The organism is Pseudobdellovibrionaceae bacterium, assembly GCA_023898385.1.
Taxonomy (GTDB): Bacteria; Bdellovibrionota; Bdellovibrionia; order Bdellovibrionales; family UBA1609.
The window spans coordinates 2350534-2374921 of sequence record CP060220.1 but is presented as its reverse complement, the minus strand read 5'-3'; the positions used below and the strand labels follow the sequence as shown (position 1 = coordinate 2374921).

At 45.0% G+C, this 24388-nt stretch carries 18 protein-coding genes; 8 read left to right on the top strand and 10 right to left on the bottom strand.

Translation table 11 applies throughout. The annotated features are described in order from the left end of the window. Positions 1-84 precede the first annotated feature (84 nt). The 4 genes from H6626_10800 to H6626_10785 are packed head-to-tail and all read right to left on the bottom strand — an operon-like array spanning position 85 to position 3660. Positions 85-1239: an MFS transporter gene (locus tag H6626_10800; protein USN46693.1), complete on the bottom strand. Its 1155-nt coding sequence runs from the start codon at positions 1237-1239 to the stop codon at positions 85-87. After that, positions 1236-1886 carry a hypothetical protein gene (locus tag H6626_10795; protein USN46692.1) on the bottom strand — a complete coding sequence of 217 codons (651 nt, stop codon included), beginning with the start codon at positions 1884-1886 and terminating at the stop codon, positions 1236-1238. The genes H6626_10800 and H6626_10795 overlap by 4 nt, the downstream gene beginning before the upstream one ends. Next, positions 1887-2504, bottom strand: coding sequence for a hypothetical protein (locus H6626_10790; GenBank protein USN46691.1), 618 nt, complete (start codon positions 2502-2504; stop codon positions 1887-1889). It lies immediately after the preceding gene. After that, positions 2494-3660, bottom strand: coding sequence for a hypothetical protein (locus tag H6626_10785; protein ID USN46690.1), 1167 nt, complete (start codon positions 3658-3660; stop codon positions 2494-2496). Before H6626_10785 ends, H6626_10790 begins: the two co-directional genes overlap by 11 nt. A gap of 444 nt (positions 3661-4104) precedes the next feature. Here H6626_10785 and H6626_10780 point away from each other — a divergent pair, with 444 nt between their 5' ends. The 3 genes from H6626_10780 to H6626_10770 all read left to right on the top strand — a co-directional run bounded on the left by H6626_10780 (position 4105) and on the right by H6626_10770 (position 6110). Continuing rightward, positions 4105-4260 carry a hypothetical protein gene (locus tag H6626_10780; GenBank protein ID USN46689.1) on the top strand — a complete coding sequence of 52 codons (156 nt, stop codon included), beginning with the start codon at positions 4105-4107 and terminating at the stop codon, positions 4258-4260. Positions 4261-4278: 18 nt separating this feature from the next. Beyond that, positions 4279-4536 carry a hypothetical protein gene (locus H6626_10775; GenBank protein ID USN46688.1) on the top strand — a complete coding sequence of 86 codons (258 nt, stop codon included), beginning with the start codon at positions 4279-4281 and terminating at the stop codon, positions 4534-4536. An 878-nt stretch (positions 4537-5414) separates the two neighbouring features. Continuing rightward, positions 5415-6110 (top strand): hypothetical protein, encoded by a 696-nt coding sequence (locus tag H6626_10770; GenBank protein ID USN46687.1) that lies wholly within the window; start codon positions 5415-5417, stop codon positions 6108-6110. 205 nt (positions 6111-6315) lie between these two features. On the opposite strand, the gene H6626_10765 is transcribed toward H6626_10770, so the two are convergent. Beyond that, entirely contained in the window at positions 6316-8154 is a 1839-nt protein-coding gene (locus H6626_10765; protein USN46686.1) for a hypothetical protein, read from the bottom strand. Positions 8155-8530: 376 nt separating this feature from the next. On the opposite strand from H6626_10765, the gene H6626_10760 reads away from it, so the two are divergent. The 5 genes from H6626_10760 (at position 8531) to H6626_10740 (ending at position 13212) form a co-directional block, all read left to right on the top strand. Continuing rightward, positions 8531-8962 (top strand): hypothetical protein, encoded by a 432-nt coding sequence (locus H6626_10760; protein ID USN46685.1) that lies wholly within the window; start codon positions 8531-8533, stop codon positions 8960-8962. Next, positions 8940-10217 (top strand): hypothetical protein, encoded by a 1278-nt coding sequence (locus tag H6626_10755; GenBank protein USN46684.1) that lies wholly within the window; start codon positions 8940-8942, stop codon positions 10215-10217. The genes H6626_10760 and H6626_10755 overlap by 23 nt, the downstream gene beginning before the upstream one ends. After that, positions 10207-10944, top strand: a complete 738-nt coding sequence (locus H6626_10750; protein ID USN46683.1) for a hypothetical protein — start codon at positions 10207-10209, stop codon at positions 10942-10944. The genes H6626_10755 and H6626_10750 overlap by 11 nt, the downstream gene beginning before the upstream one ends. 226 nt (positions 10945-11170) lie before the next feature. Then, positions 11171-12226, top strand: coding sequence for a phosphotransferase (locus tag H6626_10745; GenBank protein ID USN46682.1), 1056 nt, complete (start codon positions 11171-11173; stop codon positions 12224-12226). A gap of 2 nt (positions 12227-12228) precedes the next feature. Further along, positions 12229-13212, top strand: coding sequence for an NTP transferase domain-containing protein (locus H6626_10740; GenBank protein USN46681.1), 984 nt, complete (start codon positions 12229-12231; stop codon positions 13210-13212). 14 nt (positions 13213-13226) lie between these two features. On the opposite strand, the gene H6626_10735 is transcribed toward H6626_10740, so the two are convergent. The 5 genes from H6626_10735 to H6626_10715 all read right to left on the bottom strand — a co-directional run bounded on the left by H6626_10735 (position 13227) and on the right by H6626_10715 (position 24232). After that, on the bottom strand, positions 13227-14183 hold the full coding sequence (locus H6626_10735; protein ID USN46680.1) for a hypothetical protein: 957 nt from the start codon (positions 14181-14183) through the stop codon (positions 13227-13229). A gap of 554 nt (positions 14184-14737) precedes the next feature. Beyond that, a complete protein-coding gene (locus H6626_10730; GenBank protein USN46679.1) occupies positions 14738-16291 on the bottom strand; it encodes a sigma 54-interacting transcriptional regulator in 1554 nt (517 codons plus the stop codon). 347 nt (positions 16292-16638) lie between these two features. Next, a complete protein-coding gene (locus H6626_10725) occupies positions 16639-18363 on the bottom strand; it encodes an ABC transporter ATP-binding protein (protein ID USN46678.1) in 1725 nt (574 codons plus the stop codon). Continuing rightward, positions 18360-21326, bottom strand: coding sequence for an excinuclease ABC subunit UvrA (gene uvrA, locus H6626_10720; GenBank protein ID USN46677.1), 2967 nt, complete (start codon positions 21324-21326; stop codon positions 18360-18362). The genes H6626_10725 and uvrA overlap by 4 nt, the downstream gene beginning before the upstream one ends. Beyond that, a complete protein-coding gene (locus H6626_10715; GenBank protein ID USN46676.1) occupies positions 21323-24232 on the bottom strand; it encodes a transglycosylase domain-containing protein in 2910 nt (969 codons plus the stop codon). Before H6626_10715 ends, uvrA begins: the two co-directional genes overlap by 4 nt. Positions 24233-24388 lie beyond the last annotated feature (156 nt).

The following is a 24388-nucleotide window of genomic DNA, read 5'->3' as shown; positions in this document are numbered from 1 at the left end:
ATAGGGGCGGTTGGTCCAAGATTCTGTGAGTCACAAATCCTGAGTCAAGTGGCGGGTATTATATAACCCCTCGCCCTCTAATCTTTAAGAACGGGCGTCTGGGGGTCGCTGTAAAAACAATGATCCCGCAACGATCAGTGCAAAAGCCACCATTGGCAAGCCCATCACTGTTTCGCCGGCGTAGGGTAGTGCTAGTCCTCCAAGGGCGTACACTGAGAGGTTTACAAGACCCAGTCTTTGGTTCACGGCCGCCCACACATCAAGGCTTCGGCTGTGGGTGGGTGTATTTTCGCTGATGTAGTTTCGCAGGCTCCCAGCTAGGTACGAGTTGATGAATCCTCCGACTGCAAAGGCAAAGAGAGCCGCTTGAAGGGAAATCTGAGCTAAGAACAAGGCTAACGCTGCCGCAAACACCACCGACGCCACGGATGCTGGAAAAATATTTTTGACCCTGGTGGCCGCAAAGAAGGCCAATAGATTGCCAACACCCCAGGAGCCCAACATCTGCCCGATCTCAGATCGGCTCAAGCCCATGGTTTCAAAAACAGGAAACTCCACCGTGTTTAAAAAAGCGCCGATGGCTAAAAATAGGGTCCAAAGAGCAAATCCACGGCGCAGATGCCAAGAGTCAATTTTTAAGGGTTGCCATTGTTGGAACCACTTTAAGTGTTCTTGTTTACCCTTTGGAGCCGGTTCATCAAATTGAGGGATAGCCAAATAGATAAATGCGATCCCAACGAGCCCGCAGAACGCTGTGAGAACCAAAAGTTGGCCAAACCCAAAAGCCATAGAAAACCAACCGCCAAAAATAGGAGCCAACGCCAGTGTCGTGGCCTGCACAGAGGATAGTCTGATGTGAACCTTGTGCCACCTGTCTTTATCAACAGTCTTCATGGCCATTGAGATAAGTATGGGGTTGCTCACGGTTTGAATAAGACTGTTTAGAAAGATAAAAGTGTAAATTCCAATAAGGCCAATGGGTACAGCTAGTAAAAATAGAGCAACAATGCCCAACACCTGGGACCAAATGAAAACCGTCTTCATTTTGTGTTCAGGGGTCTTTCTGGCAAGCCAATTCGACAACAGCAGAGGCGGTATGGCTTGCCAGACAAAAGCCAATGGCACGTGATTTGACCCGTATTGCTCTTTAATCATGAGTGCGACGGCCAAAAACACCAACCACCCGGCAAAGCCACTAAAGAATCGGGATATATAAATGAGATATTCTCTGTTTTTCACAAAGCGCCCTTTGAGTAGATGGTATTTCTTAATCGATCCATGCGTTTAGTGTTAAAGAAAAAATTCTGTGTAAGGCGAGCATTTTCGTTTGTGTTGCCAAATCCATGGGTGTGGCAATGAAATAGCTCATTTCCCCTAAATAGTACAAGGCGATTAAACCGCATGCCAACGAAAGTGGTTTCTTCCCACCGTGAAAGGTCTAAACTTTGTTCGGCAATAATTCGTTGCTCAAAATCTAAAACGGATTCGAAGCCAAATTTTTTCATTTGATCGGGCCGCGGCGGTCCTTCTAGGCCAGTATCTATGTGACGGTAAAATGCGGTACCGCCTTCGCATTGATCTGGGGTATTTAAGTATATAAGGCCAGTCCATTCGGCCAGGCCGTCCACATGTATTTTAATTCGAGATCCGGATTCGCGAGTCATAAATCTAAATTTTCCGAAAGTGAGGCTCTCGACCTTAGGGTCAATTTCGTCATTTAAGAGTTTCTCAAATCGCTTAATAATATCTTGGTTATAAAAGGCCATGTCGCTCTGTAAACCGGGGTAGTTCAGTTTCGTGACGTCTTGGTAGCTAGTTTCTAGGGCCAGATTGCGAACTAACATCGGATCCTTAAAGAAGTCGTCAACGATCACTAGTGATTTCATTTATCTTGCCTCATCAAAAAAAAAGTTGTGAGTCAGCCTGCCGTCGGCCCTATTTTCGCCAAAAAGGCCTTCAGATCCATGAAACAATTTTCTTCCCCGAAACAAAACTAATCGGTTGTATTTAAATGGCACCCTCAAGTGAGTCGCCCAGGCACCGGGGTTCAAAGTATCCGGTAGTACATATTTTCGATCAAAATCATTCAAATTGTCGCAGCCATACCGCTGCAATTCTTCCTTTGAAACTGGGGGCCCAACGAGATTAAGGCGCCGGTGCTCTACGAAGATGGTGCCAGTGCCCGATGGACTATTTCTAGAAAGATACACAACTGCAGACCAATCTTTATTGTCGAAGTGAATTTGAGTTTTACGTTTGTCACTGGCTCTTGCAAATCGAAAACGTCCAAAGGCATTCGAATCTTCGTCGACGACTATTTTCGTGCCGAGTATCTTTTCAAAGCTTTCGACTATTGATTCACTGAAGTAATTATATTCACTTTCGCGGCCAGCGAAATTGCCGCTGAGACTGAATGGATCGACGAGTTCGTCGCCGAGCGCCAACTCTCTTACACAGTCGGGATCAGAATAGAAGTTGTCAACCACGATAACACTAGAGTTCATTCAGACCTCCACATTTGTTTATTTTTTCACTAAAATTCAAAGTTCGCCAAGACGGCTTCGAGTTCAACATGGATATCCATTGGGGTAAGAAAAAGTTAAACCAAAGATAGGGCTTGTCGGTGCTTAGATCTTTTGCGTGTTCAAAAAGATATTCGAAGTACCAGTCGAGTTTCATATCTCTATTGTGAATTTCAGCACCTAAGTACGTGGGTAACATCACTGAAAGATGCTCACATTTCTCAAGAATTGATTGCAACAAGCAAGGCCCAGTATCTGGTGACGACAATGTTTCGACCAGCGCTCTGGGCGATATAAATGTTATATCATTCAGAGTTCCATTAAATTCAGCGAGAAACTGGCCCCACGCTTCCCGTTGCAGGTGATTGATTTGTTCAAAGGTAAATTGATGTCGAACAGGCTGATGGGCAACGTCAAAAAAAGGCACTAGATGTTTCGATCTGAGGTACTGTGTTTTTAAAGTTAGCCTGTCGATGTTGTCTGCAGCGTTGTTGTCTATAGGGTAGACTTTATTGAGGGGCGAACCAGAGGCGATAATTGTTGTGTTGCGGCGATGTGGGGCCACCTTAATGTATTTAAGTGACTGTTTAGCCGCTGCTGCCATGCTTTTAAGCGGCGATTCGTCTAAATAACGCTCAAGGTGATTTGCGATGCCGTAGACATTTGCTGCGACTATGCCACCAGGGTTTAATCTGGCCTTCAAATAAGTCCAAAATGAAGAGGTGAATGTGTCCGTGACGGGCCCATCACTGTCGTAAAGGTCCACTAAAATCATATCAAAAGTGTTCTTACTAGATATTAAATAGTTTAGAGCGTCGTCTGCAATTAGTATGGGATGATGTTCGAAGTTGCGTTCAATAAGTTGATTGCATTCATCAATGGCTTGCTGGTCAATATCGACTCCGACAACATCAAGTGACGGATTGGCCGCGTATAAAGATCGAAACCCCGAGCCCAGTCCAACGCCAAGAACCAAGACTGTGTTTGTCTGCTGGCGAAAGTACATCGGGAGCAAGCAGTCATCCCAGTAGTCGCCATTAAAAATTTGATTTGTATTAAGGCTGGAGTCTATCAGGCCAGGCACACGGTTCGAAGGGTTGTGGCGAATGTACTTATTTTTATTGGATGTGAAAGACATTTTGGATCTCCAAACAAATGGGCCCTGCGATTTTGCGGGGCCCATTCTGAATTAACTTACGCGAAGTGCTTTTTTCGCTCGTTTTTTTACTTCTTTAGGCATGGGCTTGGATGGTACCAAACACAACATGTTGTTTTCTGAAGTTTCTAGTTGAATTGGTTTTTTCATGGATCCTCCTTTTTGTTCAACCGATGGTTGGGTAAAAGCAAGACCTATGCCCGGATATTTCGATGGTCATCTAATCTGTGCCGTACTTAGGCCCCCAAACCAAATTGGATTGTCCGAAGCTTCGGACTTTTCGTCTGAAAAATTGGATTTCAAACGGCACCTACTGGCCAATGAGGGGGCTCAATAGTTATATGGCGCGGGTTATCGGCAAGTCGCTTTATTGCCAAGAGGGCTGCTTTTTGCGACCATTTAACAATGTCTCAAGTGTAAGAAAATATGAAGCAAAAAGAAAATCATCTTTCAGGTGAAGCGCATCAACTCGTTGTGCGTGGTTTATACACTCAAGAGTTTGAAGTTTTGCTCATTGCTGGAGATGCCAGTAGCGGGCGGTACTACCGCATTGGAGCTGGTCAAGATCTAATTGAAATCTAAGTAATATGGAGGACTTCAGTGGACAATAAATTTAGGTGTAAAGTCTGTGGATATAATTACGGCGACTACGTTTGGGGAGAAGATGGCAAAACACCTTCATTTGAAATATGTCCCTGTTGTGGCACCACATTTGGACATGAGGATGTCACTATCGAAGGGATACAAAAAAAGAGAAGAGATTGGATTTCCGGTGGCGGAAAGTGGTTTGTAGAGAAAGAACGTCCATCAAACTGGACAATGGAAAAGCAACTAAACGAGGCTGGAATAGAAATTTGAATGTGTTCAATTGATGTAAAACCAATCTCGTTACCAACAGGAAGTTGGATAAAACTACACGAGAAAAGACCAGATGCCGTTGGCCCAACGACTTAGGAAAACAACCCTTTTGCGCAATAAATCTTGGTGTACCCAGGATGTCTTGTGAACGATGGCGAATCCAAACTGCGACGGTCACTCACCAAAAGTCCAGGATGTAGTCGAAAATATGCCAAACCACCTAATGGCCTAGCATGATAACCTATTGATAAAACTCGGGTATTTAGAGCAGCCGGGGGTTCTTCCACGGGCGGCTGTCGCTTGGCTCCAGCTCAGTTTTGCAATTTGCAAATTGCAAATTGCAAATCTGGGTGTTAACATGAAAACATGAGAAACTTGATTGGCTTAAAGCCACAAGACGTATTGATTCTGTTGAAATTGATGGTAAGCCCTGCGCTCAACCAAAAAAAATTGGCCCAGTGTTTAGATATTAGTTCTGCGGAAGTCAGCCATGGTTTTCGCAGGTTAAAAAACTCGAAATTGCTGACTGTCAATAATGGTGTAAATAAAGAGACTAGCTCGGAGTTCCTAATTCACGCATTGAAATATATGTTTCCTCCTCAGCTGGGCACGATTGCTGTGGGAATACCCACCGCGTACGCTCGGCCAGGATTCAGTTTTGTTAGGTATAGTAGCGACGACATATACATTTGGCCTCATCCAGAAGGAACGGTTAAGGGGATAGCATTAAAACCAATCTATCCCAGTTTGCCGAGCGCATGTTTGCAAGATGAAAAATTGTACACCCTCGCGTCACTATTAGAAATGATCAGGATGGGGCGAGTACGCGAACAGAAGATCGGTTCAAAAGAATTGGCCCAAATAATTCGGAAGAGCTCATGAGCGAGAAAGATATAAATCTAGAAATTTTTAAGCTTATGATAGAAGAGTTAAGCAGTTTGCGTGATGAGCTTGTCTTTTTGGGTGGGTCAACGATCTCTTTGTTTATAACAGAACCTCGTCATGTCGTTATCCGCGAAACTTTAGACGTAGACTGTGTAGTTGAGGTACTCCACCGGGGTGAATATGAAAATATATCGAAAAAATTGAGAAATCTCGGATTTAATGAAGACATAGAAGGTAAAGTTCTTTGTCGCTTCAAAAAACAGAACTTAGTTTTAGATGTGATGCCAACAGACACGAAAATACTTGGGTTTACCAGTATTTGGTACAAAGATGGTTTTAAAAATTCAATTAAGATGAAGGTTTCAGGCCGAGATGTAAAAGTTTTTGATCTTCCCTACCTAATGGCCACGAAATTAGAGGCATTTAAGGGTAGAGGTAGGGGCGAGTATATCTTCAGCCACGACATTGAGGATATTGTTACACTCATTGATGGCAGACCAAGTATCTCAACAGATTTGACAAGAGGTCACTCAATGGTGACGACTTATCTCAAAGATGAATTCGGTAAACTTTTAAACGATCAAAATTTTATAAACTCATTGGACGCCCACATATCTGATCGCGAAAATGTCGAGGGGCGAAAAAAAATAATCCTGGAACGAATGCAAAATCTCATAAAGGTCACCTAGCTACTTTTTTCTGCTGAAGGTGGTTTCAATTGGCAATACAAATATGCTGTTTCTAGTATCCTGTTGTTTGAGTAAAGCCACCCATGGCACACGGCGTGGTAAGATTAGTCAGTTGGTTTTGCTCGCATGACCATGTGACCAGGCGCAATGCGGGAGGCCGCCGGTCAAATCAATGACCGGCGGCCAGTCCAACATGGTCTCTTCACTAGAATTCGCTCGACATGGATCGCAGGTTGCCAAGTCCGTAGCCTCGGATCATGATTTCACCGCTAAACTGGGTGTTGGGCGTATAAATTTGGTCAGTTGGGGCCTCTAGGACTTCGCCTTTCCAATTCATCACAAGTCGGCCGGTTTTGTATTGCACCGGTGCTAGCTCGATGTTGTTCACTAACGATAACATGGGGCTGGTTGCGCCCGCTTTAAAGATTTGGCACCCTGGTGTGTTGTTGATTCGAACGATGATGCTTTGACCACTGCCTTTTCGTTCAAAATTTCTTAACGAACAGGTAGCCTCTTCATTTTTGCCATTCACATGATATGTAAATCGAAAAGCCAATCCTTCAAATATTTCTCTGAATTGTCCTGAGGGGTTATCAACTTTAGTCATAGTCGGTGACGATAGACCAAAAGTGGTGGTGTCGATCCATTGGTTTTCTGATCGCATGCATTCACCAGGTATATCGCCAAACATGCCAAGGCCAGCGCCTCCCATGCTGCGGCTGATACATACATCGTTATCTTTGCGAATTGTCGCCGGATTACTCGCCTGTCGCTGTTCCACCAAAAGATAACTAGGTGTGATCTCAACAAGGTCTCCCGGTAATATAGTGAGGCCTGTCTCAAAACCAGCGCCACCTTTTGCAAGATCATTCCTGCCTTCGCCGCCTATTTTTACGGTGTCATTTAGGGGGCGAAGATTGGCCCAGGTGATAAAATGTTGACCTGTGAGTTCATTTTTTGAATGGTGCCACGAAAACGATAGAGTTCTTGCATCACTGAGGGAGTTTTGTGTCAGTCGAAAACAGCTAACACTGGGGCCGCAATCTGAGGCCCTTTCGGTGGGAACATCTTCAAAAGGCTCAAAGAACAATTCTTTGGCTCGTTCGACCAAGCTATCCATATTTGTATTGATCTCACCTACCATAGACATGCCAAGACTCATGTTTTGTAAAACCTTTTTCGTGTGGGTTTTGATTTCAGCATCTAAATAAGGATGGTCAAAAGTAAGTTTAGCTGCCAATTCGTCGAATACTTTCTTTTTATCAAATTCCACCGTCATCTGAGAAACGGCAATTCGAGCCCGAGTCTCATAGAGTACATTTATATTCACAGCATTTTCATAAAGAGCTTCTTCCACCAGAAATTGAGCATCCGTGACAGACATAGTCACAGATACGGTAAAGGGAGCATTAAACTGGCAATAATCGCCGTTCGAAAAACCCCTTGGAGTCACATCATAGGTGGACTTAGCTACTTTTAAATAAATTTGTTTTGGACATCCGGGAAGTACGGCCGGATATTGGGGGCGTCCAGACCGTTGGCTAAGCTCTTTAGTGAGCTCTTCCGGGTATTGGACTTTAAGGCTTTCCGGAATAGTGATCATGTTAACTCCGTCGCTGGCAGGCACAGTCTGCCGGGTGCCATCCACTAGAATCACAGGAAAGCTTAAGGTGACGGTGCCATCGCTATTTGTCTTTTTTAGCAGCCGAGATTTATCACTTCCGCCATAGGCGTAGATTTTTGGAGCGTAAAAATATGCGTCTTCATATTGCTTAACATTATATATTTTAAAGATCATTGCGTTGTACTTGGGGTTCACTGGAATTTGTTTCAGATCATTTTCTGCATATTGCTGCCGCTGATAATTTACACTTTTCTCATCAACGGTAGCTTCATAGACGACCACAGATTGATCACTGGATGCCTCTATGACTTTTTGGTCTGAGAATTGGAGTTCGCTTGAGACATCATTGTCAGGTGTTGTGGGGCCACAACTCCAAGTGGCCGCAAATAGGATCGCGGTTAATACATAAAATAATTTCATAAGATTCTCCCTTAAGTTTTTTCAGAAAGGGATAAAGCAAGGCCCAAGCCACAGCACCAGGCCGGGAGAGTGGAGTTAATGCGATCTCACATAAAACTTCTCTGATATTTCTTAAAACTAGGTCCTATGCTCTGGAATTTGAGGTAGGGCATTGGTTCGGATTTTAAGCATTTCTTACAAATACAAAGCGTTGCCCAGCATCGGGTATGGGCTGTGACCATTAAAATATTTGTCAATGGCTGTTCAATATCTGGCCAACTAAAGGATGAGCCACTTCTTCAGTTTCGGACACGGATTTCCCAAAATCCGGACAATCTGGCTCCTAATTCAAACACAGCGGAGCTCAGCAAGACCACGAGGTGGCACGTCATTCGCAATGCAGGATTTATTGGAAAATATAAGAATTGGAAAATACTACGTGGAATCGAAGAGAATTGCCGACATCAAGTCAAAGATTTATTATCCTTATAATATAAGTCGTAAAGTGATTGAAAAATATCTGCCGCTTCTTAGCGCCGAGTCTCTTTTTTTGCCGGCTTTACGAAAAGATCGATTCCACCTCATGAAAGAGGCGATTGATCTAAAAGAAGTGGCCATGGTACTGGCCCACGCTCAAAAGAAGATTTTCTTAACCTCATTTAAGCATGAAACGAAAATTTTAGATCATCTTTCCCCTTTTGTATTAGAGATCTACGCTACCTTGGCAAAGCTCATCTACGAACCGTCTCTGGCCACATATGAGAAGCTAAATCGAGAAATCATTAGTTTCAAACAGGAACTGAAAAATGAAGCCCTCATCTCAGCCTAGAACATCGTCAAATTTCTACGGAAACATCTATTCGATTGCGCTTCCCCTCATTTTTTCAGCTTGTCTAGGTAATATTTTAGAAGTTGTAGATCTAACTATTTCAAGTCAAGTCGATTTCGAAATACTGAAAGCTATTAGTTTTCTAGAGAGATTTCGATTTTTCTTCGGTGCAATCTTAATTGGTTTTACTGGCACATTGAGTATGTACCTAAATCGTTTGCTGCCCAAGAATGACATAATGCGAACAGCAAGAATATACAGGGCCATTACGGCCATAACATTTCTCTTGGGTGCATTCTTTGCTGTTGCATTTGGTGTTGGCACACATTTTTTTACGGAGCCGGGTACCCCGATGCATATTTACGGCCTGGGCACGGCAATTAACATTCTGATTATGTATTTATCGACGCCACTTTACATACTATTAATCGCAAAGAAGCAGACAAAAAATATTCTCAAGGTCGGTGTTGTTACGACCCTTTTCAATATGGTAGCCAGCTGGGTACTAGCGCACGATCTTGGTCTCGGTACATTTGGAATTATTGCGCCGACGGTGGTAGCCAATGTTTTTTCTTATGCGATGTTTTTTAGAGAAGTGACAAAAACAGACCTTTTTAAGATTATTCCAGATAACATCTTTTCGGAAATATCAGAAATTCTCAGGTACGTTAAAAATAATTTGATTGGTAGCGTGTCGATTTGCATTTCAGAACTGGTGTTGGTCGCAGTGGCTTTAAAGCTTGGCGACATTGGTGTGCTTTATGGTGTGTTTTTCGCTTTTGAAAAGTTGTTTAACGCAATCACTCATGCGGTATCAAATGCGGGCGCCATAATATTTGCCGAACAGCTGCATAGTGAAAACCAAGAAGTCAGTTTGCGTCCGTTTATTTGGCTGAGTGTTGTTAATGCGCTCTCTGTTTTGGCGCTAGCTGTGGTCACACTTCAGTTTTACGATCGATTCTTCGGTTTAAATCCATATCTACTTTTGATTTTGGGAATAGTTCTTTTTAACTCTATCGACTATTTCTTTCGAAAAGTAGTGCTTCGCCCGGCAGGTGACGTCGAATGGACGAAAAAAGTGAATTTCTATCTCATAGCCATGGGCAACTTTGCAATAGCGACAGTTGTTTTTTTCCTTAAAGGTAATCCAGGCGCTATAAATATGTTATTTTGGTTGTTATTGATGCAGGCCATAGTGAGTGTGGGATTGGTGGGAGTACGAGTTTATTCGAGGAAGTGGTTCAATGAAATTTGAACAAATGATGGGGTGTACGACCAAGGAATTTTTTGAGATTCATTGGGAAAAAAACCTATTACTTGCCAAGTTTAGCTGTGATTTAGAAGTCGCGAGCAACCTGAATGAATGGTCTGAGGAGTTGCTTTCCGAAGTTGCAGGTCAAGGTGATGTCATTATGGTGAAAGACTCCCAATATGTAAAACAGAGTTTTTTGATCGATGAAGGACTAGTGAACCTAAAAAAGATCAAATTTTTATGGGGAGAAGGATTTACTTTCTATGCCCGAAATATATCCAAGTTTTTTCCGCGGGTGGCCGAGCTTACAACAGCCCTTGAAGAGGAGCTGTATCCGCTTAAGATTGAGGCCAACGTATTTTTGACCCCCTCAGGTCAAACTGGATTCAACCCTCACTTTGACTGTCATGATGTTATAGCTATTCAGCTTGGTGGATCTAAGCGCTGGAAATTTTGGCCAGCGATAAAGCAAGATATGGACTATGAAAGGCCCACAGAAAAAGACCAAGAAATGGTAGATCAGGCCATTTTTGGAGTGGACCCCGCATTAGAAAAAGTCATGTATCCCGGCGATGGTTTTTATATGCCAAGGGGCGTGATCCATGGTCCACAGTCTTTGGCATCGTCCTGCCACCTGACGTTGTGGCTTAAGTCGCCACTTGTGAAAAAGGTTAACGTTAATAGACAATCTCAATTCCAGAAGTGTGATTATGAAACCCACTATTTTTAATCTAGTCGATCGGGCGGTGAAAAGTAGCCCCAAACTCAAGCCATTTTCAGTGAAGTCCCTCAAGTCGCAACAGGCCCAGGCCCAAAAAACGAGAGAGGCACGCGTGACTTGTTTAACCCGAAGCCAATAAATGCCCAACGAGCTCCACGTTCGCCTTAATATATAGCGCGGGTTGTCGGCCAGTCGCTTTATTGCCAAGAGGGCTGCTTTTTGCGACCATTTAACAATGTCTCAAGTGCAAGAAAATATTAAGCAAAATGGAAATCATCTTTCAGGTGAAGCGCATGAATTCGTGGTGCGTGGGTTAGATACTCAAGAGTTTGAAGTGTTGCCCCTTGCGGGAGATGCCAGTAGCCGGCGGTACTATCGCATCGTGGCCGGGGGAAAGACCTCCGTGTTGATGGACTGGGAACCCTTTCAAAATATATCAGAATTTCCATTTTTAAGTGTGCAACAGCACTTTAAAAAACATTCCGTGCGTGTGCCGGAAGTGTTGGCTTGTTCGCCAGAGATGGGCCTGGTGCTTCTAGAGGACTTGGGTGATCTTACACTGGAGAGGAAATTTTGGGAAAACCAAGATCAAAAAATGGTTTTGCCTTACTATAAAAAAGCCATCGATGAGCTTATTAAAATCCATTATCCGGCCACATTTGATCGCAGCGACTGTACGGCGTTTTCTATTGCATTTGATACTGAAAAATTGCTTTGGGAGATGAACTACGGACGCAAGCATTTAATAGAGCAGCTTGCTGACGTCACTTTAACGCCAGCAGAAAGCGAAGTTCTCACGGAAATCTTCACAGACATATGCACGAAGCTCGATTTCGAAGATAAATATATCTGTCATAGAGATTATCATTCGCGCAATTTAATGATTCAGTTTGGGCAAATGCGAGTGATTGATTTTCAAGATGCCCGCATGGGGCCGATTCAGTACGATCTTGTAAGCTTAGTGCATGATTCTTACGTAAATCTCAATGAAGACTCAATCAACGCTATTGTCGACTACTATATCAAAGAGGCAAAAAATCATCGAAAAAGTCCCATAGATCGCAATACTTTCTATCCCGTTTTTCGGCTACAGATGTTGCAGAGATGTTTTAAGGCCTGTGGCAGTTTTGCCAGCTTCTACAACATGCGATCAGATAAGCGCTATCTTAAATACCTTAAGCCAACGCTTAAAAAACTGGCTAAAGCTCTGGTGGATTTTCCAGAGTATTTGCCATTTTTAGATATCCTCGTCGACAAGGGTATTGTGGATAAGGATTACGAGGCCTATTAATTATGAATGCAATGATTCTCGCCGCAGGTTTCGGAAATCGTTTTCTTCCGCATACGGGTCTTATGGCAAAGCCTGCCTTGCCATTTCTAAATCAACCGTTGATCAGTTACACCCACTACTATCTGGAACAGTTAAGTGTGGACAAGATAGTGGTCAACACTCACCACTTACCTTACACGGTAAAGGCCGCCGTGGAGTCGTTAAAATCAAAATCTCCCGTGGTCTTTACTGAAGAAAAACCAAATATCTTGGGTAGTGGTGGAGGCATTGGGTTTGCTAAAGGGCCACTTGAAAACGGCGAGGCCTTTTTGGTTGCTAATGGTGATGAAGTGCTTCTGTTTCAACATGACCGTGGATTTTCACCCTTGGTAGAGGCGCACAAGGTATCAAAGCCTTTGATCACTCATCTTGTTTGTGAAAACCCCGAGGTGGGTAAAACTCTAAACGGCGTATGGGTTGATGAGCAAGGCTGGGTGCGAGGTTATGGTCGAAAAGCACCTGAGCCCGGCCTTAAGGGCTTTCACTTTCTTGGGGTTCATGTGATGGAGCCAAAGGTATTTCGGTATATCCCTGAGGGAGAATCAAATATTCTTTATGATGTGGCGGTAAGAGCCATCGAGGCCGGTGAGAAAATAGCCGTGCATGTGGAAGAGAACCCCCAGTGGTTTGAAACTGGCAATCTAGACAGTTACCTCGAGGCCACCACAAAGTGTTTGTCACATCTTGTGAATCAATCTGTTTACGGAACCGGTCTTAAGAATATTCTTGATCGCTATCAAAAAAATTATCACGTTGAGGCCGCAGCGGGCACCCAGGTGTTCTATTCAGAAAACGTGCACGTGGCCGACGATGCGGCCTTTGTGGGCAGTGTAGTACTAGGACACGACTGCCACGTGCAGGCCGCATCAACCATCGAGAGCTCAGTGGTGGCAGCCCATGTTAAAGTGGCTGAGGGCCAGCACCGCAAAAACGAGCTCATTCTTTAAAATGTCATTTAATTTTAGTGAGACGATATAACTAGCGAGTTATAAAAAAAGTCGACTATATTTTTCTCGCGGTAATAGGCAAACGGTTTTGTCATCTGCAGGTAGGCCACGGCCACCTTTCTGACTAGAGCTGGGTCGGGAACGCCGGTTGCCACCAATTGTTTATAATCAACAAGAGTGCCTGCAATGATCTGCGGCGAGTCCTCATGGCGAAAACCATCAAGGTATTCTAGAAGAGCCTTTTGTTGCCCTACGGAAAGCGAAGAAATATCTGGAATATATACTGTCACGGGGCCAAGGTCTCTAAAGGTTTGAGCACTGAGAGTGTCGCTGGCTTTAAGTTGATCCAATTGAATAAAAGCCATTCTGTGTGAATGGTAGTGAAGTTCAAAGGCCATTTTCTGCAAGTCTTCTTGATTGCTTGCGTGAATCAGTACCGGAAATTGAAAACGCACACGGCGTTTTGGCCGAAGTGGTTCAGGGGTGAGAGATTTAAATTCAATTTCGTCTACGGCCTTTCTAATTTGGCGAAGGGTGCGAAGCCGACCAATGGGCACAACATTTGTTTCACCACCGATGCTGTCAAGTTGACTCTCAAGGGTTCGTAGGGTGGAGAGACGTTCAAAGAAGACCAGTTGGGGTTGGATGAGTAACTTAACAAGTTCGCCAATTCGATGGACCTGTTCGTCATTAAGATGAACGCCGTTTGCAATTTCAGCAGCACCCATGACTTCGCCGTCTTGTCGAACGGGGATGTAAATAATTTGGTTTCGCGCCAGGGGCCTTGGTCCATTGGTCTCAAGAGCTTTTCGAATCTCAAGGTCTTCGGCCGATTCGATCACCTCAAGAATTCTGTAGCGCAGGTCACACCCATACTGCTTTTTCACTAAATCCATCAGTCGCCCTACTGAAGGGCGGAGGTGGTTGGTGATCTCTTCAATATATTGTTTAACTCCGTAGCGTGGATTCATCGGGTGCCTAAGTTCCTACTTATAAATTAATATCACTCCCAGGGGGATGGCCTCTTTTTACAACTCTCATAGGCAAGCGGTGTGCCGAAATTCGTCGCCTTTTACTGTAGATAGACTAGTAACCGATACCGGCGGAGTGGCGGCCAAGGGAGGCGGCCGAAAAACGTGTAACTATCTGAAATAGCTTTAGATTTTAAAGTCGAGTGGGAGTGGGGGCGGGAAGGCCTGATGAAAACCCTTCGCTGAGCCAAGAACATTCTTCACAGACTTCGCTGGGCCAAGTGGGTGCATATTTTAATCATATAAGGAAAATTTTCTAAGCTTAGGGGGGGAGTGAGAGGCCAGAACTGGGCGCTTTGAAGCCGTCGATCCGAGCTTTTTTGGTGGAAGGTTGGCCGGGCTTTTTGTGGCCCGACGTCATCTAAGTAATGTTTTATTGAAGCGTTGGTTGGTGCGCGCCTTTGGGTTGCGGCGGACCGGCCCGTGGGCCATGTGCCGAACAGGGAATCAAACGAGTTAGCCCAAGGGTTCTTGGGCCAACATTCATGAGCCAACTAGATTTTTGCCATTTTGCGTTTATCTAGTCCGTATTTTTCGACTTTCATGATTAAGCCTGCGCGACTGATTCCAAGCTCTTTTGCAAGCTTTGATTTGTTCCAGCCCGTCCGTCGCAAACCTTCTTTAATCATCTCGCGCTCGAGGTCTTCAAGAGCATCTTTGAGCTTGCCGTGTACACGGGAGCCTTGAATTTTTCCTTTGTCGCTGGCTTCAATGATTTTTGGAGAAAGCATTTCTGCGGTGATCTTGGTCTCATCGCCAGCAAGAACCACCACGCGTTCCATTTCGTTTTGAAGTTCGCGCACGTTTCCGGGCCATGCATAATCATACAACTTCTCAAGGGCTCTTTTAGTTAAGCTCGTTTTCTGGCCGGCATGATTTGTGGCTCGGCTTAAGAAAAACTCAGCTAAAAGCGGAATGTCTTCTTTGCGCTCTCGAAGAGGTGGTACCTGAATGTTGATTACGTTCAATCGGTAGTACAAGTCTTCACGAAAGTCGCCGTTTTCTACCATTTCTTTTAGATTACGGTTGGTGGCCGCAATAATTCGAACATTCACTTTTCTGGGCTCTAATGCACCCACTGGAGTGAAAGTACCTTCTTGAAGCACACGAAGTAATTTCACCTGCATAGTGGGCGAAGTGTCACCGATTTCATCTAAAAAGAATGTCCCTTTGTCGGCGATTTCAAAAAGACCTTTTTTATCACGAACGGCGCCAGTAAATGATCCTTTAACGTGACCGAAAAGTTCAGATTCTAGAAGGTTGTCGTTAAATGCCGAACAGTTTTGAATAATAAAAGATTTACCTTTGCGATTAGAGTTGTAGTGAATGGCTTTTGCGATCAGTTCTTTACCAGTACCGTTTTCACCTTGCACTAAAACCGTGCTATCTGCGCCCCTAATCTTATCCAAAAGCGAATAAAGGCTTTGCATAGGCTTTGATTTACCAATCATGTTGTCATATTTGTAGCGGCTACCTAGTTCTTTATTTAGCTCACGAATTCTGTTTTCGCGAGAAGTGATTTCTAAATGAAGGGTAACGATCTCTTGAGAAACCAGCTCTACCAATCCAACAAAGTGCTCAAGGTCTTGATCTTGAAGATACTTTACCTTTTGAATGGCAGTTTCAATGGAATCACTGCTAGCGCCGAAAATGGCTAGGCGCTCTTTCACTTCGGTCAGTCGATTGGCACCATCTTCTTTTAAAAAGCCCATGGCCACGACAGATCCCATAAATTCGTTTTCAATAATTATCGGAACGATGCAAAGGTCAAAACCCACAGCGTCCCACTTACGGAGACTGTAAGGATTGTTTGATAACCTCAGCTCTTCAATAGTTTTTGCAACCACATCAGCCAAACTTTCTCTGGCTGAGTCTTTTTGTAAAACCATGTGTACGGCTGGATTTGAAAAGTGAGATGATTCTGGAATCATGCCTCGAAGCTGTCCACGCTCGTCGGTGAAAACGGTATCGATATTCCACCAGTCGTCTAAAATATGTTTTAGTTTTTTGATCACATGGATATGTTCAAATTCATCCCAGTTAATCATCTTTCACCCCTAGGTTTGTCTAACAACCAGGCCAAAATCACTGGCCCACTCCATAAGACTTATCGTCAAAACCTTGGACAACTTTAGGGTGTCGTCTATTTTCTTTTCAGACAGAGAATAACTAAATGATTTCAATCGCTTATCGTGCCAGCAAATAGTCCAGTATTCTACAATTTCATCAAAGTATCGAACTCTTGTGGGGGGCCATTGGGGCGTTAACGGCGAATTGTCCACACCTTGGTCGGGGTGAACAGCAGATGGCAAATGCCCCCGCAGTCACCTCTCTGCGAGCACGACGAGATCCTTCGCTTCGCTCAGGATACGGCGGGTCGCTTTCGCGACACCGCCTACTTAGTGTTGTGGAGTTCGTGAAATTTAAAATACTCACCCTGCTGGCTTAAAAGCTGAGTGTGCGACCCTTGCTCCACAATGCGGCCCTGGTTCATAACCAATATTCGATCGGCTCTAGATATGGTAGAAAGCCTGTGGGCAATGACAAATGCCGTGCGACCAGAAAGAAGCTTATCAAGCCCCTTTTGAACTTCTTGTTCGCTTACGGTATCAAGTGCGCTGGTGGCTTCATCTAATATTAAGATGGGGGCATTCTTAAAGATGGCCCTAGCAATACTTATTCGTTGTTTCTCGCCCCCAGAGAGGCGGCTGCCTTTATCGCCCACTTTGGTATTGTATTTATCGGGGGTGTTTAAAATAAAATCATGGGCGTTAGCCAGTTTTGCCGCTGCGGGAATCTCTTCGGCGCTGCGATTTTGATTGCCCAATTGAATATTGTGTTCAACGGAATCGCCAAATAAAAACACATCTTGAGTGACAAGGGCGATGTTTTGCCTGAGATCTTTTAAATCCATTTCTTGAATCGGGATGCCGCCGATGGTGATCTCACCCTCTGTGGGGTCATAAAATCTTTCAAGTAGGTTTACGAGAGTGGATTTACCGCCGCCGCTAGCACCAACGATGGCAATGAGTTCGCCCCGTTGGATTGTCAAATTGATGTTTTTTAAGACCACTTCTTCATCAAAAGCAAAGCTCACATTCTTAAATTCAATGGTTTTCCAATCATGGGGAAAGGGCTTGGCATACTCGACCTGCGGCACCTGTTCGGTAGAATCCAGAATTTCAGAAAGACGGGCTAAGGCCACGGCGGCCTGTTGCAGTTTAATGTACGAATATTGAACTTTCTTAACAGAGTCTTGCAGAAGTCCAACGGCAAATACGAAGCCGGTAAAGTCACCGATAGTCAAATTTTGAGCAAACACCTGTTGGCCCACATATATAAGTAAGGCGGCTTGTGCGATGGAGGCCAGTGTTTCTGACAGGGGGCTTGCGGCTTCTTCGCGGCTTACAATTTTGCGGCTACTTGCAAGAAAGTTTTCCGCTTGCCGATCAAACCGCTGCCGCATTTCTTGTTCTAGGTTAAAGGACTGCACCACGCGTGTGCCGTCGAGGGCTTCTTTAAGCGTAGTGGTGAGATCTTCCATGGCTTCTTGGTTTTTGCGGCTGTATTTTCGAAGGCTTACGGCAAGTCTTCGAGATATGGTGGTAATAATAGGTAGGGCCACCAAAACAAAAACCACAAGCACCCAATCCACCCATATCAAATACGATATGGCAAACACGGCCATAAAAGGTTCACGCACAAAATCAGCAAGCTTTTGCAGCTCAACTTGAATTAAACCAATATCATTAAGCATCCGGCTGATAAGACCGCCAGAGCCCTTTGAGTACTTCTGAAAAAACGCTAAGTTAAGAGTGAGATACTTATCCATAAGGCGTCGCCTTAAACTCACTCCCACAAGGTACGACACGTACTTCATCCAATACATGTGAAAGTAGCGAGCGATGGCTGACATGATCCAAATAACGGTGATAACCACAGGTATTTGCATGGCCAGAGTCCTGTTGCCATCTCGCCAGGCATCATCGACCAGGGCATTGACCAGCGGGGGTGTTAACGCCTTAAGGCCGCTGGCAATAATTCCCATGGCAAAAAGAAAAAACAACACCCGCTTATAGGGTTGCAGCTCCGGCAACAAGTACTTCACAACAGAATTCATAGCTCAGCCCCTACAGACTTTCTTGATTTTTTGGGGTTGATCGGGGGGTTGACACTAGAAATATATTCTTTGAGGTATTTGCCCGTAAGGCTTTTTTTGCTAGCCATAATTTCTTCAGGAGTGCCAACTGCAATCACCTCACCGCCCCGAATGCCAGCTTCTGGCCCCAGATCAATAATGTAATCCGAATTTCGAATAATTTCTTGATTGTGTTCAATTAATAAAACGCTGCCGCCAGCTTCCACCAACCGATTTAAAACCTTCAACAAAAGCTGCACCTCTCTAAAGTGCAGTCCCGTGGTAGGTTCGTCTAAAATATACAGCGTTCCCTTTTGGTCTGTGGAGTTAAATTCCCGGGCAATTTTTAATCTTTGGCTTTCACCGCCGCTGAGTGATCGAGCGCTTTGCCCTAAGGTGATATATTCGAGCCCCACTTCTTTTAAAATAGAAAGCGGGCGCCGCACATTCGGATAGGAGACAAAAAAATCCATGGCCTCAGCCACAGTCATGCGCAGCACTTGGTCGATGTTTTTGTTTTTAAAAGTGATTTCTAAAATTTCTGGCCGATATTTTTTGCCGTCGCAAGCCTCACAGGGGATTTCAATGTCGTCCATAAACATCATATCAATGGTTTCGTGGCCCAAGCCTTTACAAACGGGACACCTCCCGCCATCAACGTTAAGACTAAAGGTCCCCGGCTTATAGCCAAGGGCCTTGGCCTCTCTAGTTTCTGCAAAAATCCCGCGAATAGTGTCAAAGACTTTAAGGTAAGTCACAGGGTTACTGCGAGCCGTTTTGCCCACGGGTGACTGATCAATATAAAGAAGGCTTTTTACGTGCTCGCTGCCTTTGAGTTCAGCAACGGGTTCACCTTTTAGAAATTCTAATCCAAGCTGCCTTGCTAGGGCCGGGTAAAGTGTGCCACCTACAAAAGTGGACTTTCCAGAGCCACTGACGCCAGTGACAGTGACAATGCGGTTAAGCGGTACAATCACGTTGATATTTTTTAAGTTGTTGCCGCTGCAGCCCCGAGCTTCGAGTTTGTATTTATATTTAACGATGTCCACAGGCCGGGGCTCACGCAGCGGTACCCAGTTTTTACTAGGCTTTAAGTAAGGGACGGTAATGGAGTCGGCAAAGTCATAAAAATCATTTGCGGTGCCGTTATAGATGATTTTGCCTCCGAGGTGACCTGAGCCGGGCCCCATTTCAACCACATGAGAGCTGTTTTTAATCACATCATAGTCATGTTCAACGATCACAAGCGTATTGCCCAGTTCGCGCAATTTTTTAAGCGCAATGATTAAGCGATCATTATCGCGGGGATGCAGGCCAATAGTCGGCTCATCCAATACGTAGAGCGTTTGTGACAGCCCCACGCCAAGCTGATTTGATAGATTCAATCGCTGATACTCGCCCCCAGAAAGCGTTTTTGTAGGCCGATCCAGTGTGAGATAACCCACACCCACAGAGAGTAAAAACTCAAGCCTAGCAATGATCTGTCGAAGTGGCTCGGCACAGACTTCAAGGTCTTCTTTTGAAAGCGACAGAGCGTTCATTTCTACAATGAGCTCATCAAGGGGCATTGAACATAAATCTGTAATGGATTTATTGTTAATCAACACCTGTTGGGCTTCTGGCTTTAACCGCGTGCCGTGACAGGTGGGGCAGGGAAACGGGCTTTTGTGGCGGGCCAAAAACACCCGAACGTGCATCTTATATTTTTTTGTTTCTAAATATTCAAACAACCCCAAAACACCAAAGAAATTATCAGTGCCTTCCCAAATCATTTTTTGTTGTTTGGCTGGCAGGTCTTTCCATGGTGTGTGCAAATCTATTCTCGCTTTTTTGCAAAACGCTTTAAGCTCTCTTCGATCGCTGGCCGCACTGGGCATGGTAAAGGGCTTTAGAGCCCCTTGAGAAATCGACAGCGTGGGGTTTGGGATCACTTTATCTTCATCAATCATCAAAATATTGCCAAACCCCTTACAGTCTTCACATGCACCGACCGGGCTATTAAAGCTAAACAAACTTGAAGTGATGTCCGGAAATCGATAGTCACAAACAGAACAAGAAAAAGCTTCGCTTAAAATCAGGCGCTTATGAGTCGTTGTGGTCACCATGGCCTGAGCGTGATTTATGCCCCGATTAAATTGGGTGGAGGCCTTAAAGGCCTGCGATAACGAGTCTGAAAGGCGGCCCGCATCGTCTTCAGCAAAGGCCATTCGGTCAATGACGAGATAAAAATCTTCCTTAGGCACTCCTGACCGCTTGAGCTTTGGGCTGTCGAGGTCAATGATTTCGCCGGGGATGTCATCGCCGTAAATGAGAAAGTCTGTGGATTTAGCGCGGGCTGCTTTTGAAGAGGTGCGCTTTTTTTTAGTTTTTTTCTTTGCGGTTTTTGTGGCCGGTCCATTTTGGGGAAGAAATAAACGCAAATACCCTTCAGCCATCAGTAACTGATGCAGTTTTTTGCCTGTCACAAACCGGTCTTCGGCAAAGATAGGAGTCAGAATGTATCCTCGCTGTCCAGAAAACACGCTGAGAACTTTTTTTGCCCCGGTTGAGGGCGAGTCTTTTTCTAGGGCGATATGGTGATCTGGACAGTAGGCTTTGCCTGCTTTTTCGTAGAGAAGCCGTAAGTAGTCAACCACCTCAGTGGTTGTACCCACCGTGGAGCGCGAAGACTTTACCGAGTTTTTTTGTTCAATGGCAATGGCTGGGGGGATATTATTAACCCCCTCCACATCAGGCTTTGGCGCTTTATTTAAAAATTGCCTTGTGTAATTAGACAGACTCTCGATGTAGCGGCGCTGGCCCTCCGCATAGAGGGTTTCAAAAGCCAAAGAGCTTTTGCCTGATCCGCTGGGGCCACAAACCACAGTGAATGACCCCACCGGTATTTCTATGTCGATGTTTTTTAAATTATTTTGCTTTATCCCCCAAAGATGGATGGACTTCATTCAGAGAGATCCTTTTTATAAAAATCTTCCTCTTCTTCTTGCTGAGAATCTGATTCTTCAACGGCGGGCTCAGTGCCTTTGAAAAAGGCTTGGCGAACAACCACCTTCGAGTCAGCAGAAGCGAGTTTACCGGTTTCTGTGTCGATATTTGCAAAAACAATATTGTCAGGTACGCGGAAGTCTTGGTTGGCTAGTCCCTCGTGGGCTTGTTTCATATAGTCCACCCAAATAGGCAGTGCGGCTCGACCACCCACTTCACCACGCCCTAAGGTGCGTTCGTTGTCAAAACCCACCCATACGCCAGTGGCCACTTGCGGTGTAAATCCCACAAACCAGGCATCGTAATAGCCATCAGTGGTTCCGGTTTTGCCGGCGGTGGGGTGGCCAATGGCTCGCGCACCTCGGCCTGTACCATGATCATCCTCAACCACACCTTGAAGCAAAGTTGTCGCTACGTAAGCGGTCTGCTCACTGATTAACTGATCGGCATCTTCAAAAAATACCGGTGGTTCTTTAAGCACGCGCAGTCGACGTTTTCTCTCTTCAGGGTCTAAATCCAAGTTGGCGTTTGGCGGCGTAACTGAGTCAGCGGCTTGACCCTCTATGTTTTGCTCTTTTTTCGAAAGTCCGACTTTTAGTGGTTCATATTTTTCTGGATGGCGTAAGTAATCGAGATAAGCCAGCCGTCGTTCTTCAAATTGTTGATCGATCTCGTCAAGCTCACTTTTAAAGCGTAGATCCAAAGTGAGGTTTTCGACCAAGACGTTGCCGTCTTTGTCTTCCACCTTATGGATTAAAAGTGGACGAATGCGTCGACCGAGGCGGCCCATTTGACTGAAGACTTTGGTCATTTCATAGAGGGTGACGCTACTTGATCCAAGTGACAGGGTGAAATCCATGTTTAGTGGGCTAAATATGCCAAGGCGTCTGGCATAATCGGCCACCCAATCCACACCGATTTTTTCTGTAATTTTCACCGTGGGCACATTCAACGATCTGATCAAAGCGTTTCTAAATAAAATATCACCGATAAAATGTTTTCCGTGATTCATGGGCTTCCATTTTTTTACGGAGCCACCTTCATCGTCGCCGGAGTCAGCATTGGCTACAGATTGACTGTTATCGGTTTTTGTTTGGCCTTGTCCTTCTTCGGCATTTGAAGTTTGCCCCTCTTCTTCAAAAACAATGGGGGCATCGATAATTGAAGTGGCGGGTGTATAGCCTTTATCGAGGGCAGACATATAGACAAGAGACTTAAACGCAGAACCCGTTTGCCGTGCTGCCTGTAACGATCGGTTGAACTGAGAACGTTCGTAGTCATAGCCACCCACCATGGCCAAGACATCTTGAGTTTTTTGGTCAAAAGAAATCAATGAGCCTTCGGCGATGGGTTCTTGTTCAAGTTCAAGCAGGGCATATTGGTCGAATAGCGGTAAGTCCTCTGGGCGCTCATAATCTTTTTTACGCTTGCGGGCTTGATCTTTAAGGTCGCGAAGTTTTTCACTCAGGCGTTTTGATTGAAATTTATTTCCGCTGACTTTGACCTGAATTACGTCTCCGACTTTTAGCACTTCCCCAGGACGTTCGACCTTTTTTGCCCAACGTTCGTTCACCGAGGGGTCTGGTTCGCGCGCCCATTCCATGGACTCCACGTCAATTAAGCCTTTGCTTTCAGCAAATCGAACCGTGGTCAGGCCCCACTTGTCATCCACATTGATAACGATGCCTTCCACAATATCGCTAACCTTAATGTAGTCAGGTACGTTAGGCAGGGCCTCGGATTTTTTTGTTTTGTCTTCAGGCTGGGTCATACCGGTGAGGTTTAGCGGGCCCTTGTCTTCCATGGTGCCATCGGGGCGCAAAATGCGAACAGGCGTGATGTTATCCATGAGGTCGTTGCGGCTTTGCAGAAGAAACTGCTCCACTTCTTTTTCGTCTTGGAGGTTTTTAAGTGGCCCGCGGTAGCCTTGCCGTTTATCAAGTTCGCGTAGGCCTTCGCGTAGGGCCTCTTGCGCTTCGATTTGATCTTTAAGGTCAAGGCCCGTGTAAACGCGAATGCCTTTATCAAGCACCATTTCTTCGCCCAGCTCAGCCACTAACATTTGTCTGACAGTTTCAAGATAGTACGGCGCCACTTCTTTATAGTCTTTTCGTATATAAACATTAAGCGGGCTTTCGGCGGCCGTACTGGCTTGCTCTTCAGTGATGTATCCGTCTTCTTGCATGCGACCGAGCACATAGCGTTGGCGTTGCTTTGAGCGTTCTGGTTGAACCAGTGGTGAAAACCGGCTGGGTGCTTTTGGAAGGCCCGCTAACATGGCGGCTTCGGCAACGGTGATATCTTTGATGTCTTTTCGAAAATAAATTTTAGCAGCAGCACCAACGCCGTAGGCTCCATTACCCAAGTAGATTTGGTTTAAGTACAAATAGAGAATGTCTTCTTTCGATAAGTTTTCTTCCATGCGGTAGGCGAGCATGACTTCTTTGATTTTTCGTTCGTAGGTTTTAATGCTTGAAAGAAGCAGGGTGCGCGCCACCTGTTGAGTGATAGTTGAGGCCCCTTGCACCCGCTGCCCGGCTTTGATGTTAGCCAAGATGGCACGGCCGATGGCGAAATAATTCACGCCACCGTGCTCGAAAAAACTAGAGTCTTCGGCAGCAATAAAGGCCTGTTTGACCACTTCAGGAATATCGGCATAAGGCACCAGTATGCGACGCTCGCGAAAGAATTCGCCAATTTTTTTGCCTTCGCGATCATACACCTCCGTCGACAGTAGTGGTTCGTAGTCATTGACGGTGATCAGCTTCGGGAGATGGCTACTCATTACGATGGTTATGGCTGCAATTCCGGCCACACCTAAAAACACTAAAGCAATAATGATTCCCACAATTTTCTTAAAAGACATAATTCCCTCTGCACGCACGGATGAGTGAACAAGATGCAAAACCCTCGTGGCCTTAAAACACGATTAAGATCACAAGGAAAACCTTATGGTTCTATAATATTGAACCAAGTGAAAAAACTAACACAAAACCCCCACCACCGGGAAGGGGCAGGGGTG

Bases quoted from the DNA above. Each gene is read 5' to 3' on its own strand.
- H6626_10795 (USN46692.1), bottom strand. From the start codon at position 1,886: ATGAAATCACTAGTGATCGTTGACGACTTCTTTAAGGATCCGATGTTA.
- H6626_10790 (USN46691.1), bottom strand. From the start codon at position 2,504: ATGAACTCTAGTGTTATCGTGGTTGACAACTTCTATTCTGATCCCGAC.
- H6626_10785 (USN46690.1), bottom strand. From the start codon at position 3,660: ATGTCTTTCACATCCAATAAAAATAAGTACATTCGCCACAACCCTTCG.
- H6626_10780 (USN46689.1), top strand. From the start codon at position 4,105: ATGAAGCAAAAAGAAAATCATCTTTCAGGTGAAGCGCATCAACTCGTT.
- H6626_10770 (USN46687.1), top strand. From the start codon at position 5,415: ATGAGCGAGAAAGATATAAATCTAGAAATTTTTAAGCTTATGATAGAA.
- H6626_10765 (USN46686.1), bottom strand. From the start codon at position 8,154: ATGAAATTATTTTATGTATTAACCGCGATCCTATTTGCGGCCACTTGG.
- H6626_10760 (USN46685.1), top strand. From the start codon at position 8,531: ATGCAGGATTTATTGGAAAATATAAGAATTGGAAAATACTACGTGGAA.
- H6626_10755 (USN46684.1), top strand. From the start codon at position 8,940: ATGAAGCCCTCATCTCAGCCTAGAACATCGTCAAATTTCTACGGAAAC.
- H6626_10750 (USN46683.1), top strand. From the start codon at position 10,207: ATGAAATTTGAACAAATGATGGGGTGTACGACCAAGGAATTTTTTGAG.
- H6626_10745 (USN46682.1), top strand. From the start codon at position 11,171: ATGTCTCAAGTGCAAGAAAATATTAAGCAAAATGGAAATCATCTTTCA.
- H6626_10740 (USN46681.1), top strand. From the start codon at position 12,229: ATGAATGCAATGATTCTCGCCGCAGGTTTCGGAAATCGTTTTCTTCCG.
- H6626_10735 (USN46680.1), bottom strand. From the start codon at position 14,183: ATGAATCCACGCTACGGAGTTAAACAATATATTGAAGAGATCACCAAC.
- H6626_10730 (USN46679.1), bottom strand. From the start codon at position 16,291: ATGATTAACTGGGATGAATTTGAACATATCCATGTGATCAAAAAACTA.
- H6626_10725 (USN46678.1), bottom strand. From the start codon at position 18,363: ATGAATTCTGTTGTGAAGTACTTGTTGCCGGAGCTGCAACCCTATAAG.
- uvrA (USN46677.1), bottom strand. From the start codon at position 21,326: ATGAAGTCCATCCATCTTTGGGGGATAAAGCAAAATAATTTAAAAAAC.
- H6626_10715 (USN46676.1), bottom strand. From the start codon at position 24,232: ATGTCTTTTAAGAAAATTGTGGGAATCATTATTGCTTTAGTGTTTTTA.